Origin of the sequence: Halorubrum xinjiangense (assembly GCF_900102375.1) — an archaeon.
In the GTDB taxonomy this organism is placed as follows: domain Archaea; phylum Halobacteriota; class Halobacteria; order Halobacteriales; family Haloferacaceae; genus Halorubrum; species Halorubrum xinjiangense.
In genome coordinates, this window is the sequence record NZ_FNBO01000013.1 from 1 (window position 1) to 16418 (window position 16418).

The 16418-nt window shown below is 68.2% G+C and carries 12 protein-coding genes; 6 read left to right on the forward strand and 6 right to left on the reverse strand.

Annotated elements, in window-relative coordinates; translation table 11 throughout:
- Positions 1-454 precede the first annotated feature (454 nt).
- Positions 455-2290, reverse strand: coding sequence for a cation:proton antiporter domain-containing protein (locus F3H13_RS13265; protein ID WP_149799571.1), 1836 nt, complete (start codon positions 2288-2290; stop codon positions 455-457).
- Between the two features lie 463 nt (positions 2291-2753).
- On the opposite strand from F3H13_RS13265, the gene F3H13_RS13270 reads away from it, so the two are divergent.
- Positions 2754-3032: a hypothetical protein gene (locus F3H13_RS13270; RefSeq protein WP_188128070.1), complete on the forward strand. Its 279-nt coding sequence runs from the start codon at positions 2754-2756 to the stop codon at positions 3030-3032.
- 150 nt (positions 3033-3182) lie between these two features.
- The gene (locus tag F3H13_RS13275; RefSeq protein WP_149799497.1) at positions 3183-3899 is read left to right on the forward strand and encodes a hypothetical protein; all 717 of its coding nucleotides are present in this window, start codon (positions 3183-3185) and stop codon (positions 3897-3899) included.
- Between the two features lie 33 nt (positions 3900-3932).
- On the opposite strand, the gene azf is transcribed toward F3H13_RS13275, so the two are convergent.
- From azf to F3H13_RS13295, 4 genes are all read right to left on the reverse strand, one after another.
- The gene (azf, locus tag F3H13_RS13280) at positions 3933-4835 is read right to left on the reverse strand and encodes an NAD-dependent glucose-6-phosphate dehydrogenase Azf (protein ID WP_149799498.1); all 903 of its coding nucleotides are present in this window, start codon (positions 4833-4835) and stop codon (positions 3933-3935) included.
- Between the two features lie 120 nt (positions 4836-4955).
- The gene (locus F3H13_RS13285; RefSeq protein WP_149799499.1) at positions 4956-5306 is read right to left on the reverse strand and encodes a cell division protein SepF; all 351 of its coding nucleotides are present in this window, start codon (positions 5304-5306) and stop codon (positions 4956-4958) included.
- Between the two features lie 71 nt (positions 5307-5377).
- Positions 5378-8176: a DNA mismatch repair protein MutS gene (gene mutS / locus F3H13_RS13290; RefSeq protein WP_149799500.1), complete on the reverse strand. Its 2799-nt coding sequence runs from the start codon at positions 8174-8176 to the stop codon at positions 5378-5380.
- A 56-nt stretch (positions 8177-8232) separates the two neighbouring features.
- Positions 8233-8787: a DUF7344 domain-containing protein gene (locus tag F3H13_RS13295; RefSeq protein ID WP_149799501.1), complete on the reverse strand. Its 555-nt coding sequence runs from the start codon at positions 8785-8787 to the stop codon at positions 8233-8235.
- A 294-nt stretch (positions 8788-9081) separates the two neighbouring features.
- On the opposite strand from F3H13_RS13295, the gene F3H13_RS13300 reads away from it, so the two are divergent.
- Positions 9082-9996, forward strand: coding sequence for a hypothetical protein (locus F3H13_RS13300; RefSeq protein ID WP_149799502.1), 915 nt, complete (start codon positions 9082-9084; stop codon positions 9994-9996).
- 577 nt (positions 9997-10573) lie between these two features.
- On the opposite strand, the gene F3H13_RS13305 is transcribed toward F3H13_RS13300, so the two are convergent.
- Positions 10574-11134 carry a DUF7344 domain-containing protein gene (locus tag F3H13_RS13305; protein WP_149799503.1) on the reverse strand — a complete coding sequence of 187 codons (561 nt, stop codon included), beginning with the start codon at positions 11132-11134 and terminating at the stop codon, positions 10574-10576.
- A gap of 453 nt (positions 11135-11587) precedes the next feature.
- Between F3H13_RS13305 and F3H13_RS13310 the strand changes: the two genes are divergently transcribed.
- From F3H13_RS13310 to F3H13_RS13320, 3 genes are all read left to right on the forward strand, one after another.
- The gene (locus tag F3H13_RS13310; protein ID WP_149799504.1) at positions 11588-13054 is read left to right on the forward strand and encodes a vWA domain-containing protein; all 1467 of its coding nucleotides are present in this window, start codon (positions 11588-11590) and stop codon (positions 13052-13054) included.
- Between the two features lie 132 nt (positions 13055-13186).
- A complete protein-coding gene (locus tag F3H13_RS13315; RefSeq protein WP_149799505.1) occupies positions 13187-14512 on the forward strand; it encodes a SipW-dependent-type signal peptide-containing protein in 1326 nt (441 codons plus the stop codon).
- Between the two features lie 93 nt (positions 14513-14605).
- The gene (locus tag F3H13_RS13320) at positions 14606-16351 is read left to right on the forward strand and encodes a SipW-dependent-type signal peptide and vWA domain-containing protein (protein WP_149799506.1); all 1746 of its coding nucleotides are present in this window, start codon (positions 14606-14608) and stop codon (positions 16349-16351) included.
- Positions 16352-16418 lie beyond the last annotated feature (67 nt).

A 16418-nucleotide genomic window follows, 5' to 3' on the forward strand; every position in this document is an offset into this window, starting at 1 on the left:
CTGTCCGCCCACAGTAACGAGGCAGTATCCGAAACGCCGACGTGGTGAACACGAATCCTCGAAGGGTTCGTCTCGTGCCTGTCGGCCTGAGTAAGCCCAAAGGTAACTCCAAATCCGCTAACGCACCAGCGACCTTCTGCTGGCAAAAACAACAGGAGAGGGTCAACGGCGCCGAGGATAGGAGTAACGGCCATTTGGCATGGCCAGACAGCCACCGACCACGACGACTGGGTTAAACGAGCTCCCGTAAAGTGGCGGCGTCCATGGTTGCGAACCTGAAACTCCCACCGCTCGGGATTCCTCCGCCTTCAGGCGGAGGAGGATGTCAAAAGCGGGGTGTCGGAGATTGAGCCGGAGTCACCGAATCAGCACCAGTCATTTATCAACGGCCGGCCGCCCGTCCGACGCCGCGTACCCTCGCTTAGCAACCGATCCGAACGGCACGATCGACGTCTTAGTCGTGCGGGTGGAAGCGGTCCATCGCGCGGCGGACCGCGTCGGTGTTGCCGATGAACGTCACGTGGTCGCCGATTTCGAGGACGCTGTCCGCCGATGGGACGTGGTTCTCGCCGTCGCGGCTGACGACGGCGACGAAGGTGCCGTCGGGGATCTGTGCGTTGAGGTCGCGGATCGTCTTGCCCGCGAGCTCCTGTGAGGTCACCTCGACCTCCTGGACGTCGTGGCTGTCGCCGAGCTCATTCATCCAGTGGGTGAGCGCGGGCCGCTCGATCTCGTCGTCGATGGCGACCGCGGTCGCCGTCGAGGCGTCGATCCCCTTCACGCCGATGCTGTCGAAGGCGTCGACGTTGTCCGGATCGTTCACCCGCGAGTACACCGACGCGACGTCGAACTTGGTGATCGCGAGCTGACACGCGAGGAGGTTGATGTCGTCGTCGCTCGTCGTCGTGATGAACCGCTTGGCGTCCTCGATGTGTGCGCCGCGCAGCGTCTCCGTGTCGCTGCCGTCGCCCTCGTAGACGGTGAACCCCTCCGAGCGCGCCCGCTCGACGACGTCCGGGTCGGACTCGACTATCACGACGTACTCGCCCCTGTTCTCCAGTCGCGTGGCGAGCGCCTGGCCGACCCGACCCCCGCCGATGATTATCGTGCGCATTGGTGACACTCCGAGGAACTCTCCGATCTGCCGCGCGAGCCCCGCCTCGACGAGGACCGTCGCGAAGATGACCGCGAACACCGTGCCGACGAGCAGTTCGCCGGCGGCGACGCTCCCCGCGAGCTCCAGCTCGATGGCGAACAGCGTCGCCACGCTCGCCGGGATGATCCCGCGGGGCCCGACGCTGGCGATGAACAGCCGCTCGGGGCGGGTGAACCGCTCGACGCCGAGGGTCGCGATGAACGCCCCCAGCGGCCGGAGGACGAGCATGATGACGGCGACGATGGCGATCACGCCGAGGCCGAGCCCCGCGATCGCCTCGACGTCGATCAGCGCGGCCAGCGAGATGAACACGAACGAGAGGACGATCAGCGTCGTGTTCTGTGCGAACCGCTCGATCTCCTCGCGGTTGTCCAAATCGAGGTTGCCGAGGAGGATCCCGCTCGTCGCGGCCGCCGCGATGCCCGCCTCCGCCGCGACGGCCTCCGCGGCCGCGAACGAGCCGATCGCGGCCGCCAGCACGAGGAACTGCGACGCCTGCACGTCGCGTTCGGGAACGAGGTCGCTGTCCAGGAGTACGTAGATGCTGACGGTGGCGAGCAGCCCCGCCGCGACCCCGACGCCGAACCGCTGGAGGAACGACAGCACCGTCGCGGGGACGCCGAGGTCGTCGAGCAGCAGCGTCTCGAATATCACGACCGCGACGATCGCGGCCGTCACGTCGTTGACGATCCCCTCGGTCTCCAGCGCGGTCGCGACGTGGTCCCGCACCCGGACCACGTTGAGGATCGGCGTGATGACGGTCGGCCCCGTCGCCACCAGCAGCGCGCCGATCAGCAGCGCGATCTCCCACGTGCCGTCGGTGAACGCCCGGACCGCGGCCGCCGTCCCGATGAACATCACGACCGCGCTGACGGTTACGAGCCGGAGCGACACCGTCGACGCGCGCCGGATCCGGTCGATCTGAAGCGCGAACGCCCCCTCGAAGACGATGATCGCGACGCTGAGTCCGACGATGATCTCCAGTCCGTCGCCGAACGTCTCCAGCGTGACCAGTCCCAGCAGTTCGGGCCCCAACACCACTCCGATCGCGAGGTAGAAGATGACACTCGGTATCCGGAACCGGTGAGCGAGCAGCTGGACCGCGAGCCCCGACACGAGTATCGTCGCGATCACCGGTAGTAGGCTACTGGACACGTCTACCGTCGGTACGCGCTCCGACGTCCTTAGTGTACTGGTAGTCACGCCGGTCGGCCCGACAGCCGCGCTGACCGAACCGAGCCATTGGTTCACACACACGAACAACGATTAACTCGGTTGCGGCACTAGGTGAAGACACGCCCGGCCGGTCTCCCACCGCCGGGTCGAAACCATGACCGTCCGTGACCCCATCCCGACGTTCACCCCCCGCCGGAGCGTCCGGAAACGGGTCCGCGGACCGGTCGCCGCTCTCCTCGGCACCGTCGCCGCGTGACCCCGACGCGGAGACAGCCGACCCGTCCATCGAGACGAGCGACGGCTTCTCCCGGACGCTCTCCGACCCCGCTTCGCCGTTCGGAGACCGCACCGCGCGGTCGCCGGCGGCCGAACCGACGCCGACTGCGGCGCGACCGACTCGCGCCACGACCCAGATCCGACGATGACACCAGACCGATCCCCCTCCAGACGCACCGTCCACTCCGACCTGTACGCGAACCCCCACCGGTCGGCGACCGTCCCGTCGCTCGGCGCCGCGATCGGCTTCGCGGCGCTGCCGGTAGTGACCGTCGCGGCCCTCTCGTTCCCGACCGCCGCCGCGGTCGCGCTGGCCGCCCTCTGCGGCGCCGTCGCCGGTGCGGCGCTTCACCGGCGATACCCGACTGCGGTCGACCGAACGTTTCGCCTCCCGGGCGACGACGGCGCCGCCCGGGAGGCCTGATCCGCCCGCCGCGGGCGCTCCCGCTGCTAACGCTTCGGCCGCCTGCTCTCCGCTGACGCTTCGGCCGCCTGTTCTCCGCTGACGCTGCGACCTCCGTTTTCACGGTCGCGGAACTCGGCATTTATGAATCGTCGCCGCTGACCGCGAGGCATGACCGACCGCGACGCCGAGCAGAACCGAGACGCGCGCGACGCGCCGTCCGCCTCGGTCGCGATCACTGCCGGCGCCGCGCTGTTCAACGAGCGGCAGTTCCTCGCGGCCCGCGACGTCTGGAGAGGTGAACGGCGACCTCCGGGCGGCGCCGAGAGCGACGGCGACGGCAAGAGCAACCGCGACGAGAGCGATAGCACCGAGAGCGACGGCGACGGCGAGCGACTTCGCCGAGGGCTGGCCGCGACCGCGGCGGCGACGCACCGCGCGATCGACGGCGACCGATCCGGGGCGGCGGCGCGCGCGGACGACGCCGTCGCGGCGCTGGCGAGCGTCTCCGATCCGCGGGGGGTCGCGCTGGGTCCCGTCCGAGAGTGGGCGGACCGGCTCGCTACGCCCCCGGAAAACGCGGATTCAGCGTCTGTGCCGCGAGTCCGCATCGACGGCGAGACGCCGGCGTTCGGCGGGTTATCGCTCGCCGCGGCCGGTGTCGCGGCGCGGGCGCTCGCGGGAGCGGGGGAACCGGGCGACCCAGAGGTGCTCGCGACCGCGGCCGACCTCGCCAGCGAGGAGCGCGGAACGGGCCGGACCGAGTTCGCCGAACTGCTGTTCGCGTACCTCCGGACCCCGGACGCGCGGCCGCAGGTGGCGGCGCGGCTGGGCGATCACGTCGAGCGCGAGGAGCGGAAGCGGCGCGACGTCGACGGGCTGTTCTGAGCGCCCGCGCCGGGTGGCGGTGCCGCGCGGCGCTCAGGCGTCGTCGGGGTCGGCCGGGAAGTTGGGTTCGGCGGGCGACTCGTCGGCGGGTCGATCGGCGTCGGACGCGAACGAGTCGGCGGCGTAGCGGCCCCCGTTCGTCTCGGTGTCGCGGTCCGGCTTGGGTTTCCCTTCGAAGGTGTAATCGGCGGAGTTGTCGGCGGGGTCGTAGCCGAGCGCCTCGCGGGCGCGCTCGATGGAGTAGTAGCGGCGGTCGTTGTTCGAGATGCCGTACACGACCTCGTAGCCGTAGTCGGCTCGGAGACACCGGTCGAACAGGTGCGCGCAGTCGCGGTGGGAGAGCCACATCGCCTGCCCGCGCTCGTACTCGCGGGGCGGGTGGTCCTTCGTGAGGTTTCCGATGCGGACGCAGACGACGCTCATGCCGAACTCGTCGTGGTAGAAGCGTCCGAGCGACTCGCCCGCCGCCTTTGAAACGCCGTAGAGATTTCCGGGGCGGGGGAGTTCGCTGCCGTCGAGCCGGTAGTCGTTCTCGGGGCGGTACAGGTCCGGGGTCCGGTCTTCGGTCTCGTAGCCGCCGACGGCGTGGTTCGAGGAGGCGAACGCGAACTTCTCGACGCCGGCCTCGGCGGCGGCGCGCATCACGACCTGCGTGCCGTCGATGTTGTTCCGGAGGACGGAGTCCCACGGCGCCGTCTTCCGCGGGTCGCCGGCGAGGTGGATCACCGCGCCGACGTCGGCGACCGCCTCGCGGAGGGCGCGCTCGTCGGTGATGTCGGCGACGTACCGGTCGGCGTCGGTGACCCCGTCGGGCACCTTCGCGGCCGGGAGCGGCTCGCGGTCGAGGAGCCGCCAGTCGTAGTCGTCGCCGAGACCGCGGAGGATGGCCTGTCCCACCCGTCCGCCGGCGCCCGTCAGGAGGACCGGCTCGTCCATTCGACTCTACGTGGGCGGGAGAACGGCATATATGACACGGTTCGGCCGGTACGGCCGAATCCCGGTCGCGAAGCGGGGCTCACGGACGGAAACCGGGGCGAAAACCTCGGGACGCGGGGGTTACAGCTTCTGCCGCGAGACCTTCACACCGGTCGGGGTGACGATGATCTGGTCGTCGCCCTTCTGGACGATGTCGCCGTCGACCTCCTGGACCACCTGACGGAGTTCGTCGTAGACGTGTTCTATCGTCCGGTCCGACGTGGAGTGGCGGGTGATGTCGGCGATGACGAAGTCGCCGTCGTACACCGCGTCCTTGATCGGGATGACGTCGCTCTGGTCGCCGATCTCGGCGAAGTGTACCTGCGTGTCCGTCTCCGCGTGCGCGTCGGCGAAGTCGTCCGAATCGAGTTCGACGTAATCGTCGACGGAGCGGCTCCCACTTCCGCCGAGGATCTTGCTCATGATGCCCATACACACCACACGACGAGGTCGGACATTAGTTCTTACGTCAGACGTACCCTCGCATCCGTCCCGCAGCGCGGTCAGTCCAGCCGCTCTTGCCACTCTTGGACCCGCGAGAGCAGCTCCACCGGGGGGGTCGCCGCGACGTCGACGTCGGCCAACTCGTCGATCACGGCGCGGGTCTCGGAGTCGAGCCGGTCGGCGGGCGCGGTTTCCGGGGCCTCCGCGGCTTCGCCGGAGGGTACCGGTTTCGACTCGGTGCCCGCTCCGTTGCGACCCGCCTCTGAATCGGGGGCGTCCGCCGACGCCCCGTCGCCGCCCTCCGAGAACGACCCCGACGAGAGGTCGAAGACGACCTGCTGTGTGCGTCCTGCGCCGTCACCGCCGGGAGCCTCCCCGTCGCCGCCCCCTCCGCTCCGCGAGCCGCGGGCCTCGATGGCCTTCTCCTCGCGGAGGCGGTCGAGGACCTCGTCCGCGCGGGAGACGACGGGGTCGGGGATGCCCGCGAGGTCTGCGACGTGGACCCCGTACGAGCGGTTCGTCGGACCGTCGCGGACGGTACGGAGGAAGGTCACCTCGCCGTCGCGCTCGTCGACGGCGACGTGGACGTTCGCGACGCGCGGGAGGTGGTCCGCGAGCGTCGTCAGCTCGTGGTAGTGGGTGGCAAAGAGGGTGCGCGCGCGCACCTCGTTGTGGAGGTACTCGGTCGCGGCCCACGCGATGGAGATGCCGTCGTAGGTGGCGGTGCCGCGGCCGACCTCGTCTAAGATGACGAGCGAGTCCGCGGTCGCCGAGTGGAGGATGTTCGACAGCTCCTGCATCTCGACCATGAACGTCGACCGGCCCTGCGCCAGCTCGTCGAGCGCGCCGACGCGGGTGTAGATGCCGTCGACGAGGCCCACCTCGGCCACGCGGGCGGGGACGAACGAGCCGGCCTGCGCGAGCAGCTGGATCAGCGCGGCCTGCCGCATGTACGTCGACTTCCCGCTCATGTTCGGGCCGGTGACGATGAGGAAGCCGCGCTCCGCGTCGAGCCGGAGGTCGTTCGGGACGAAGTCGGTCGTCCCCTCGACGACGGGGTGCCGACCGGCCTCGACGTCGAGCCGACGCTCCGCGGTCAGCTCCGGGCGCGTCCAGTCGTTGCGGGCCGCGTGGGTCGCGAGCGAGGCGAGCACGTCGAGCTCGGCGACCGCCCGCCCGGCGTCCTGGAGCAGCTCGGCGCGCTCGGCGACCCGTTCGCGCAGCTCCTCGAACAGCTCGTACTCCAGCTCGCCACGGGCCTCCTCTAAGCGGAGGACCTCCCGCTCCTTCTCCGCGAGCTCGTCGGTGACGAACCGCTTCGAGTTCTTCAGCGTCTTGATCTCGCGGTAACCCTCCGGTACCTGGTCGGCGACCGACTTCCCCACCTGGATGTAGTAGCCGTCAGTCTTGTTGCGGTCGACAGTGACGTGGCTGAGCCCGTGCTTCTGTTTCTCGCGCTCGGCGAGCCCGTCGAGCCACGATTTTACCGCCTCGTGCCGCTCGATCAGCTCGTCGAGCTCGTCGTCGTACCCCTCCTTCAGCAGCCCGCCGCCCGTCTTCGCCTTCGGCGGGTCCTCGGCGAGTGCCTCGGCGAGCTCCTCGCGGAGGGCGGCCGCACCCTCGCGGTCGACTTGGTCGAGGACGGCGGCCGCGGGCGAGTCGGCGAGGGCGGTCCCCCCTATTGCGTCCGCGAGATCCGGGAGCAGCGCGAGCGTGTCGCGGACCGAGAGCAGTTCGCGCGCGCCGGCGCTCCCGCTGGTCGTGCGCGCCGCGAGCCGTTCGAGGTCGTACGCGTCGCCGAGGACCCCGCGGATCCGGTCGCGCGCGAGCGCCGCGGACGCCAGCGACTCGACCGCGTCGAGCCGGGCCGCGAGCGTCTCGCGGTCGCGACGGGGTCGGGTGAGCCACTCGCGGAGCAGCCGGCCGCCGGCGGCCGTGACGGTGTGGTCGACCGTGTCGAACAGCGAGCCGTCGGCGTCACCCCGCATCGTCTCCGTTATCTCGAGGTTGCGCTGGGTGGTCGCGTCGACGTCGACCCGGTCGTCGGCGCCGTACGCCGTCAGGCGGGTCATCGAGGCGAGCACGCCCGCGCCCGTCTCCTCGACGTACGAGAGGACCGCGCCCGCGGCGCGGACCGCGAGCTCGGAGTCGAGTCCGACGCTGTCGGTCGTCTCGCGGCCGAACTGCTCGCGCACCGCGTGTCTCGCGCGCCCGCTCGCGAAGGCCTCCGCGTCGAACGCGGTCACGCGCCCCGAGAGGTCCTCGCGGACCGCGCCGAGCAGGCCGTCGTCGTTGCGGACGTGCGGGCCGGGCAACACCTCCGCGGGGTCGAAGCGGTAGAGCTCGGCGCGCAGGTCGCCCCCGTCGTCGACCGTCGTGGCGAGGAACCGCCCCGTGGTCACGTCAGCGAAGGCGAGCCCGTAGGGGCCGTCGGCGTCGGCGTCTCCGGTTCCGCCGGTCGCCCCGGCCCCGCCGGACCCGTCCTCCTCGCGGACCACCGCGGCGAGGTACCGCGCGTCGTCGTCGCTCGTCTCCAAGACCGTGCCCGGCGTGACGACGCGGACGATCTCGCGGGCGTGGTCGCCGCCCTCCGTCTCGTACTGGTCGGCGACCGCGACGCGGTAGCCGCGCTCGACCAAGGCGTTCACGTACGGCGTCAGCTCCGAGAGCGGCACGCCCGCCATCGGGTACGACGAACCGTGGGAGGACTTCTGTGACACCGTGAGGTCGAGCTCGTCGGCGACCAGCTCGGCGTCGTCCGCGAAGAACTCGTAGAAGTCGCCGCACTGCATCGCGAGGACGTCCGCGTCCGTCTCCGCCTTGAGATCGAGGAACTCCCCGACGATCCCCGTTGCCATATGTCCGTACTCCCGCCGTGCGCGGCTAAAACCCTGCGGGTGTCCCGCGGGGGCCCCTATCCGATCCTGTTCCGACGCGTCACCGTCCGGTGTATCAGGCCGGAGACGCCGAAGAGGGCCGCGAAGAGGACCGAGTACGCGTACCCGGAGACGCTCGCGAACGGGACGGTTCCGATCGCCGCGGCCCCGCCGAGCAGCCCGCAGACGACCGCGAGCCCCACGTAGTACTCGCTCCAGAGGATCTCGTTTTCGGAAACCACTTCGAGGTACACGTCGAGTCGACGGCTCTCCTCGGTCAGCGAGACGATCCCACGGTCGGACTCGTAGTCGATGAACCCGCTCGCGGCCAGCTTCGGCAAGTGCGACTGGTGGAGGGCTGTGTAGACGCGCTTCCGCTGTTTGTATGTCACCTCGTTGACGTCGAGGTCGTTCTCCCACGCGGCCAGCTGCTCCGCGATGTCTCTCACGCGGGCGTCGTCGCCGTGCTCTTTCAGATACGTGATCACGTTCCGTCGACGTCGGTTGCTCAGCGCGGTGAACACCTCGTCGCGCGAGGGGCCGTTCTCCTCGCTCGACACCGTTTCTTCTTGAAAGTGTAGTTGGGGTGACATGGCGCGGGTGTGAAAATCTCTTCATACAGATTGGTACCAAACAACATATCACTTTCTATTATCTTACCTATCGTTCCGAATACTGATTTGTATGCCAGTAATACCTGATCCTCTGTCGTATGCCTCAAGGTTATGTAATATCGTCAAAAATAAAGCGAGGCGGTTCGTGGCCCCGTCTGGCGGCGTCGGGTGCTCCACCCCTCACGGATCTCCGGGCTCCTCCGCGCCGCGATCGCCGTCACGAGAGGCGGTATGGCGCCCATACATACGACCGATCGGCACCTCTCTGAAGGTATGACGACCTCACACGACGCCCGTCTCGGTCTGCTTTCTCGGCTTCGTCGCCCGGAGTACACCGGTGAGAACCGCTGTATCCCCTGTACCGTGGTCAACGTCGCGCTCGCGCTGGCCGGCGCCGGCACGCTCGCGGCGTTCGGTCGGCCCGGACTCGGCGCGGGGGGCCTCGCCGGCGCGCTCGGGGTGATCTGGCTGCGCGGCTACCTCGTTCCCGGCACGCCCCACCTCACGAAGCGGTACCTCCCGGAGCGCGTGCTGCGGCTGTTCGGGAAGGGCCGCGCCGCCGCGCCGCCCGCCGACATCGACGCGGAGTCGTACCTGCTGTCGGCGGACGTCCTCGTCGAGACGCCCGACGAGGCCGATCTCGCGTTCGCCCCGTGGTTCGCGTCCGCGTGGAGCGACGCCCTCGACGGGATTCGCCTCGACGCGAGCGTCGCCGACGCCGACGACGCCGACGCCCCAATAACTGAAGCCGCGGACGCCCCGACGACCCACGACGCCGACGACGCCGGTACCGCCGCCGACGTGGCGGCGCTCGCGGCGCTTACCGGGATCGACGCCGACTCGCTCTCGCTCGACTGGCGCGGCGAGACCGCCTTTGCGTTCGCCGACGGCGAGCGCATCGGCCACTGGGAGTCCCGCGCGGCGTTCCTCGCGGACGTCGCCGCCGACCGCGTGTTGACCGACCGGGTCGACGACTGGACGACGCTCTCGCTCCCGGCGCGAAGCGGCGTGCTCGGTGCGCTCCGCCTGTTCGTCGAGGACTGCCCCGCCTGCGAGGGCTCGGTAATCCTCGAGGAGCGCGTCGTCGAGTCCTGCTGTTCGAGCTACGACGTGGTCGCGGGACGCTGTACCGCCTGCAACGCGCGGCTGTTCGAGCTGGACCTGCCGCCGTCGCTCGCAACCGAATAACACGGAGTGATCGGTTGTTTCGTGGTGAATTCTGCTGAAGCTCCAGCCGCTCGTTTATAAGTGGTTGCTGATGGAGCATCGATGTATTCCTCCAAAGTCACAGCCGCTCGGCGCTAATTCGCTGCTGTGGTGAACGCCTCCAAAGCCCCAGCCGCTCATTTATAAGTGGTTGCTGATGGATCGGCGGCGAACACAGCCAAAGCCCCAGCCGCTCATTTATAAACGGTTGCTGACGGATCACCGGTGAACATCTTCAAAGCCCCAGCCGTGAGGGGCGCGCACGCTCGCTGCGCTCCTCAGTCGGTCGCTTCGCTCCCTCCTTGCGGTGCTTGCTTCGCCTCCGCGCCCCTCACGGCTGCCCCTTTGAGTCCCGCCCCGCACAGCAACCGCAGCCTCACGCCTCCCCAGCCTCGTCACCGGACTACGTCCGGTTTCAAGCGAGAGCTTCGCTCTCGCCCTGTCGGTGGTCCTCCGCGTCGCTCCGGACCACCGACTCCCTCGCACGCGCCGGCCGCAGCGTCATGTCGTCATGTTGTTTATAAATAGGGCCGGAAGGTCGCAGCACTCGGCGTTCGTCTCAGCTTCGGCGCCGCGAGCGCAGGCCGTTGCGTCCGGCCGGGAACTGCCGGAGCACGGAGAAGCGGTTGACCCACAGCTGGTACGCGCCGGTGAGGGCGAACGCGCCGAGCGAGAGGCTCGTCCAGAGGACCGGGTCGATCGCGGCGGCGATCGGGGCTTCGAGCAGGATCGCGAGCAGGATCGTCAGCGACGCGACGCCGAGCGCGCGGTACAGCTCCGACCACGTCACCCCGCCTTTCGCGACGATCTCGGTGTAGAGGGCGACGTCCCGCGCGTGTCGCGACAGCTCGATCGTCTGCGTCTCTCGGTCGTACTCGATCACGCCGACCTCCTCCAGTTTCGGTAGGTGCGTCTGGACGAGCGAGGAGTACACGCTCTCCCGGCACCGCTTCGGCGGCGGGCTCTCGCCCGTCTCGCGATCCGCCACCAGTTCGGACAACTCGTGGACCGTCACCACGCCGCCGACGCTCCCGAGCTGTTCGAGTGCGCGCCGACGGCGCTCGTTCGCGAGGATGGCGTACACCTGCTCTGCCGGAAGGATGTCGGGTCGGTATTTCATGGATGCGGGTCCGACGCTCCGCGCGATACGGAGATCGGTCGTTGACGCCACGTCTTCTTTTGAGGGTATATGTATGGGCCAGATACCCCCACCTAACCCGTGTTTCGTGGTATCTTGACCCGAGATCCGGCTCCTCGAAACCGATAGCCCGCGCCGCCGTGGGCGCCGCCGTTCGGTTCGGATCCCCCTCGATATCGCATTCGACGCGGCACGGACCCCGTACCGCCCGCCGCGTTCGAAGTACGGGGTTCATGCCGTCGTTTCGACCTCGAGTAGGGGCCCCGAACCGCCGATCGAATCCGGCGTTTGACCGCGGGAATCGTTCGTTCCACGGAATCGAACCACTCGTTCGACGGTGACGTGGCTGCGCGTAACTAGGTCGGTATCCCTCGGAGGGGAGAGTAACCGACTTCGGCTACCCGGCGCGGACGGAGGGCGAGTCGGCAACGAATCATGAACCCGGACACAAACGACACCATCGGACTCTCGCGGCGCAAGCTGCTCGCCGGCCTCGGGGCCGTCGGCGTGGCCTCCGCGGGCGCGGGACTCGGGACGACAGCGTACTTCAACGACACGGAGACGTTCGAGGGCAACACGCTCACCGCGGGCGAGCTCGATCTCAAGCTTGACTACCGCGCCACGTATGCGGGCGGGACCGGACGCATCGACGAGGTCAACGGCTGGTATCCGGACTTTGACGTCGTCGAGGAGGAAGAGGGGATCTACCTCATCGGCGAGGCCCCGAGCATCGACGAGCCTGACGCGTGGGAGGACGAAGTCCAGACGCGCGACTTCTGCCTGCCCGACGTGGGACTGGTCAACGGCGACGAGATTCCGGTCTTCGTCCTCGAAGACGTGAAGTCCGGCGACTGCGGCGAGGTGACGATCAGCCTCCACATCTGTGACAACCCCTCGTGGGTGTGGATGAACGGCGAGCTGACCGAGAACGCACAGAACGGCTACTCGGAGCCCGAGCTGGAGGCGCTCGAGGACCTGGAACTCTCCACCGATGACCCCGAGGGCGACGGGCAGCTCGCCGACGCCATCGACGTGACGATGTGGTACGACGAGAACTGCAACAACGTCCTGGACGTCGACGCCGAGGAAGCGGGAGATTCGGTGTGCGTTCAGCTCGTGATCGACACGTCCGGATCGATGGGCGGAAGCCGCATCGCAAACACGAAAAGCGGCGCGAAACAGCTTGCGGCAACCATTCTCGATGCGAACCCCGACAACCAGGTCGGCGTTACGGAGTTCAGCAGCACAGCCGACACGCCGCAACCGCTGACTGACACCTTTAGTGCCGTCGAGACCGCGATCGATGGGCTCAACGCGAGCGGTGGTACCAACGCTCAGGCCGGCGTGGACGCCGGACAGGCCGAACTCGAGAACTGCCCCCACGACAACCGCGTGATGGTCGTCTTCGGCGACGGCGACATCAACACCGACGGCAGCGAGGCGAAAGACGCCGGGACCGAGATCTTCGCGATCGGCGTCGGCGGCGCGAGCTTCGACGACCTCAGCGACCTCGCCAGCGATCCCGCCGACGAGCACGTGTTCTTCGCGAACGACGACGACGCCATCGAGCAGCTCTTCGGACAGGTCGCCGAGACGATCACCGCCGGCGAGGAAATCATCTTCGAGGGATCGCTCGCCGGGGCGATGGCGGTACTCTCGGAGGGGATCGCGCTCGACGGAAACCGGTCTGTCGACGGTCGACAGCCCTACGAGGGCGGACTCACCCAGTGTATCGGCTTCGAGTGGTGCCTGCCGGCCGAGGTCGGCAACGAGGTCCAGACCGACTCCGTGGCCTTCGATCTCGGCTTCTACGCCGAGCAGTTCCGGCACAACGACAGCCCGGACGTGTCGTTCAACGGAACGGACGTCGACAGCAACAGCACCGGAAACGTGTCCCAGTAGACACGCGACTCCGAGCGGGACACCCGCTCGCCCCCCGGGCGATACTCGCTCGGTTCCCGGTTCGGCGCCTTCGGGCGGCCGACACGGCGGTTCGCGACCGCCGACGGGAGTTCCCTTCGGGGATGATACACAATGAACGACGACACTATCGGACTATCGCGGCGCAAGATGCTGGTCGGACTCGGTGCGGTCGGCGTGGCCTCCGCGGGCGCGGGCCTCGGCACCACGGCGTACTTCAACGACACCGAGACGTTCACGAACAACGAACTGACCGCCGGCGAGCTGGACCTGTTCGTCCACGTCGACTACTCCGAGGACCAGGGTAGCTACGCGCAGTACTCCACCCCCGACGGGACCTTCATCGACGGCAACGTCGTGGGCGGCGGGGAGGGAGAACCCCTCAGTATCCAAGTCTCCGACCTGAAGCCCGGCGACTCCGGCGAGGGCGAGTTCTGCTTCTCGATCGTCGACAACCCGGCGTATATGTGGATGTGCGGCGAGCTGACCGCGAACGAGGAGAACGGACAGACCGAACCCGAGACGGACGTCGACACGACCGGCGGCGACCCCGGCGAGGGCATGGGCGAGCTCGCCGACGCGATGGAGGTTACCATCTCGTACTGCACTGAGGTGGAAGGCGAGACCGTCATCGGCGAGGAGATCATCTCCGACTCGCTGGCGAACGTGATGCTCGCGCTCCAAGCCGGCGTCCCGCTCTCCGGCGACGGTGACTCGAGCGCTCCCCTCGACGGCCGCGCGCCCTTCGAGGGCGTCGATTCGCCGTTCGTCGACGAGGTACCGAACATCGCCGAGCAGTGCGTCTGCGTCGAGTGGGAGGTCCCGGTCGAGGTCGGCAACGAGATCCAGACGGACTCGGTCGCGTTCGACTTCGAGTTCTACGCGGAGCAGTCGCGGCACAACGACGGGACGAACAACCCCTGCGTCGACGAGACCGTCGTCACCGCGTACGACAACGACCACAAGGGCCGGCCCCTGGCCAACCCGACCGACGGTAACGTCTACACCAGCGTCTCCTACGGCGAGGACCAGGTCGTCCTGAGCTTCACCTTCGTGGACGACGACGACGGCGTGGACTTCCTCGACACCGCGGACTACTCCAGCACGAATCTCCCGGTCGCCGTCGACGCGGACGCCGACGGCACCCACGACTGGCAGCTCATCTGGAACCCGAGCGCGGCGCTCCCCGACGACCCGTTCGGCTACCAGGAGAACAACGGCGGGACCTACAGCTCGTCGATGTCGCTTCCGGCCGGATTCGCGGCGGAGAAGTTCGGGAACACGATCGTGTTCGGCGTCCCGCGCAGCGAGATCGCCTCGACCTTCCGCCTGCTCGCGTTCGGCAGCACCGGCGGTGAGGGGCCGATCGCGAAGGTCAACGACGACCCCGCGTCCCTGGACTTCTACAACAGCGCCAACGCGGTGGAGTTCAGCGAGTAACGCCCGGCGACCACCTCCCACACCGGACCCGCGCGGGCGGCCGGGACGACGGTTCAACTCCGTCGGTGGGACTCCCTTAGGGGAATTACAATCATGGCAGACAACAAGAAATTCGACACGATCGGACTGTCGCGGCGTAAGATGCTGGCCGGCCTCGGCGCGGTCGGTATCGCCTCGGCGGGCGCGGGCCTCGGCACCACGGCGTACTTCAACGACACCGAGTCGTTCGAGGGCAACCAGCTAACCGCCGGCCAGCTCGACCTGCTGGTCGACTGGCAACAGACGTACGACTTCGGCGAGGGCGACACGTTCGTCAGCGCGCACCCCGACCACGACGGCGACGGCGAGCAGTCGGTCGATATCGACGGCGAGGTGTTCACCTACAGCGACTTCCCGGACGAGAGCGACGAGGACAGCAACGGGGCGAACCTCCCCGTGCTCGACTGCGACAACATCCCGCCCCTCTCGGAGGCGTACTTCAACGTCGACCCCGTCACGGGCGAGGAGATGGAGACGCTCGTCCAGTTCTCCGACGTGAAGCCCGGCGACTCCGGCGAGATCACCTTCTCGCTGCACCTCTGTGACAACCCCGGCTACATCTGGATGCAGGCGGGCAACGTCAGCGAGTCCGGCGGCGCGTTCACCGAACCCGAGTCGCTCGTGGATCCCGAAAACCTCGGCGACCTCGGCGACGCCATCGAAGCGCGGCTCTGGTACGACGAGGACTGCGACAACGTGTACGACGGCGCGGAGCCGGTCGACATCATGCTGACGCTCGACTTCTCGGGCTCGATGCTGTACGACCAGTACGGCGGCGTCGTTAACACCGACGAGATTGCGATCAACGGGGGCACCTACCCCGAGACGACGAAGATCGACCTCGTCGAGCTCGGCACCCGGCAGTTCATCGACTTCCTCCAGAACGCGAACGCGGACGTTCAGGTCGGCGTCGCGTACTTCGACGGCGACAGCGACGGGACCCCCCGGATCGGGCTACTTCAGGGTCTGACGACCGATCTGAATACTGTCGACAGTGCTCTCTCCGGCCTCCGTCAAAAGCTCGCGAACGTCGTGAGTGGTTCGACGAACGACCCAAATCCCACGGGTAGTCCGGCCGTTAACGAGGGAGATCCTGATCCGTACTCAAACGCAGATGACATCGCGACCGGCACGTACATCGGCGAGGGTGTCGACGTCGCGCAGGAAGAGCTCACCGACAACGGCCGAAGCGGCGCCGCAAAACGTAACATCGTCCTCTCGGACGGCGAATCGTTCAACGGTTCCGGCGGCTCATCGTTCGCCTCGCCGGTGGATGCTGCGGACAGCGCGCGAGCCCCACCAAGCGGAGCCATCGCCCCGTCCCCGGGCTCAGTTGAGACCGACGTCTACACGATCAACGTGAACGGCAGCGCCAGCACGCTCCTCGCGATGGCCGGCCCCGCCGGTGGGGCGGGCGGCGACCTGCTGTTCTTCAACGACCTCGACGACCCGCTGAACATCCCGACGGTGTTCGGCAATCTCGCGGCGCAGGCGACCCAGGAGAAGGTCATCATGGAGGACACGCTCGCGAACGTCCTCGCCGAGCTCGCCGACGGGAACGGGATCCCGCTCGACGGCAACCGCGCGACGCTGTACGACGAGCTCAACGACCCGGCCGACGACCCGGACCGCGACGCGTTCCGCGGCGACGGCGTGATGCACTGCATCGCGCTCTCGTGGGAGCTCCCCTCCGAAGTGGGCAACGAGGTCCAGGGCGACACGCTCGGCTTCGACCTCGGCTTCTACACCGAGCAGGAGCGTCACAACGACGGCGCCGGACCGGGACAGGCTCCCGCCTGATTCGACCGAAGCCGGGACGGGATCGGCCCGGTCGGACACTCGTTATCGACCCCGGTAGGGAACGGTG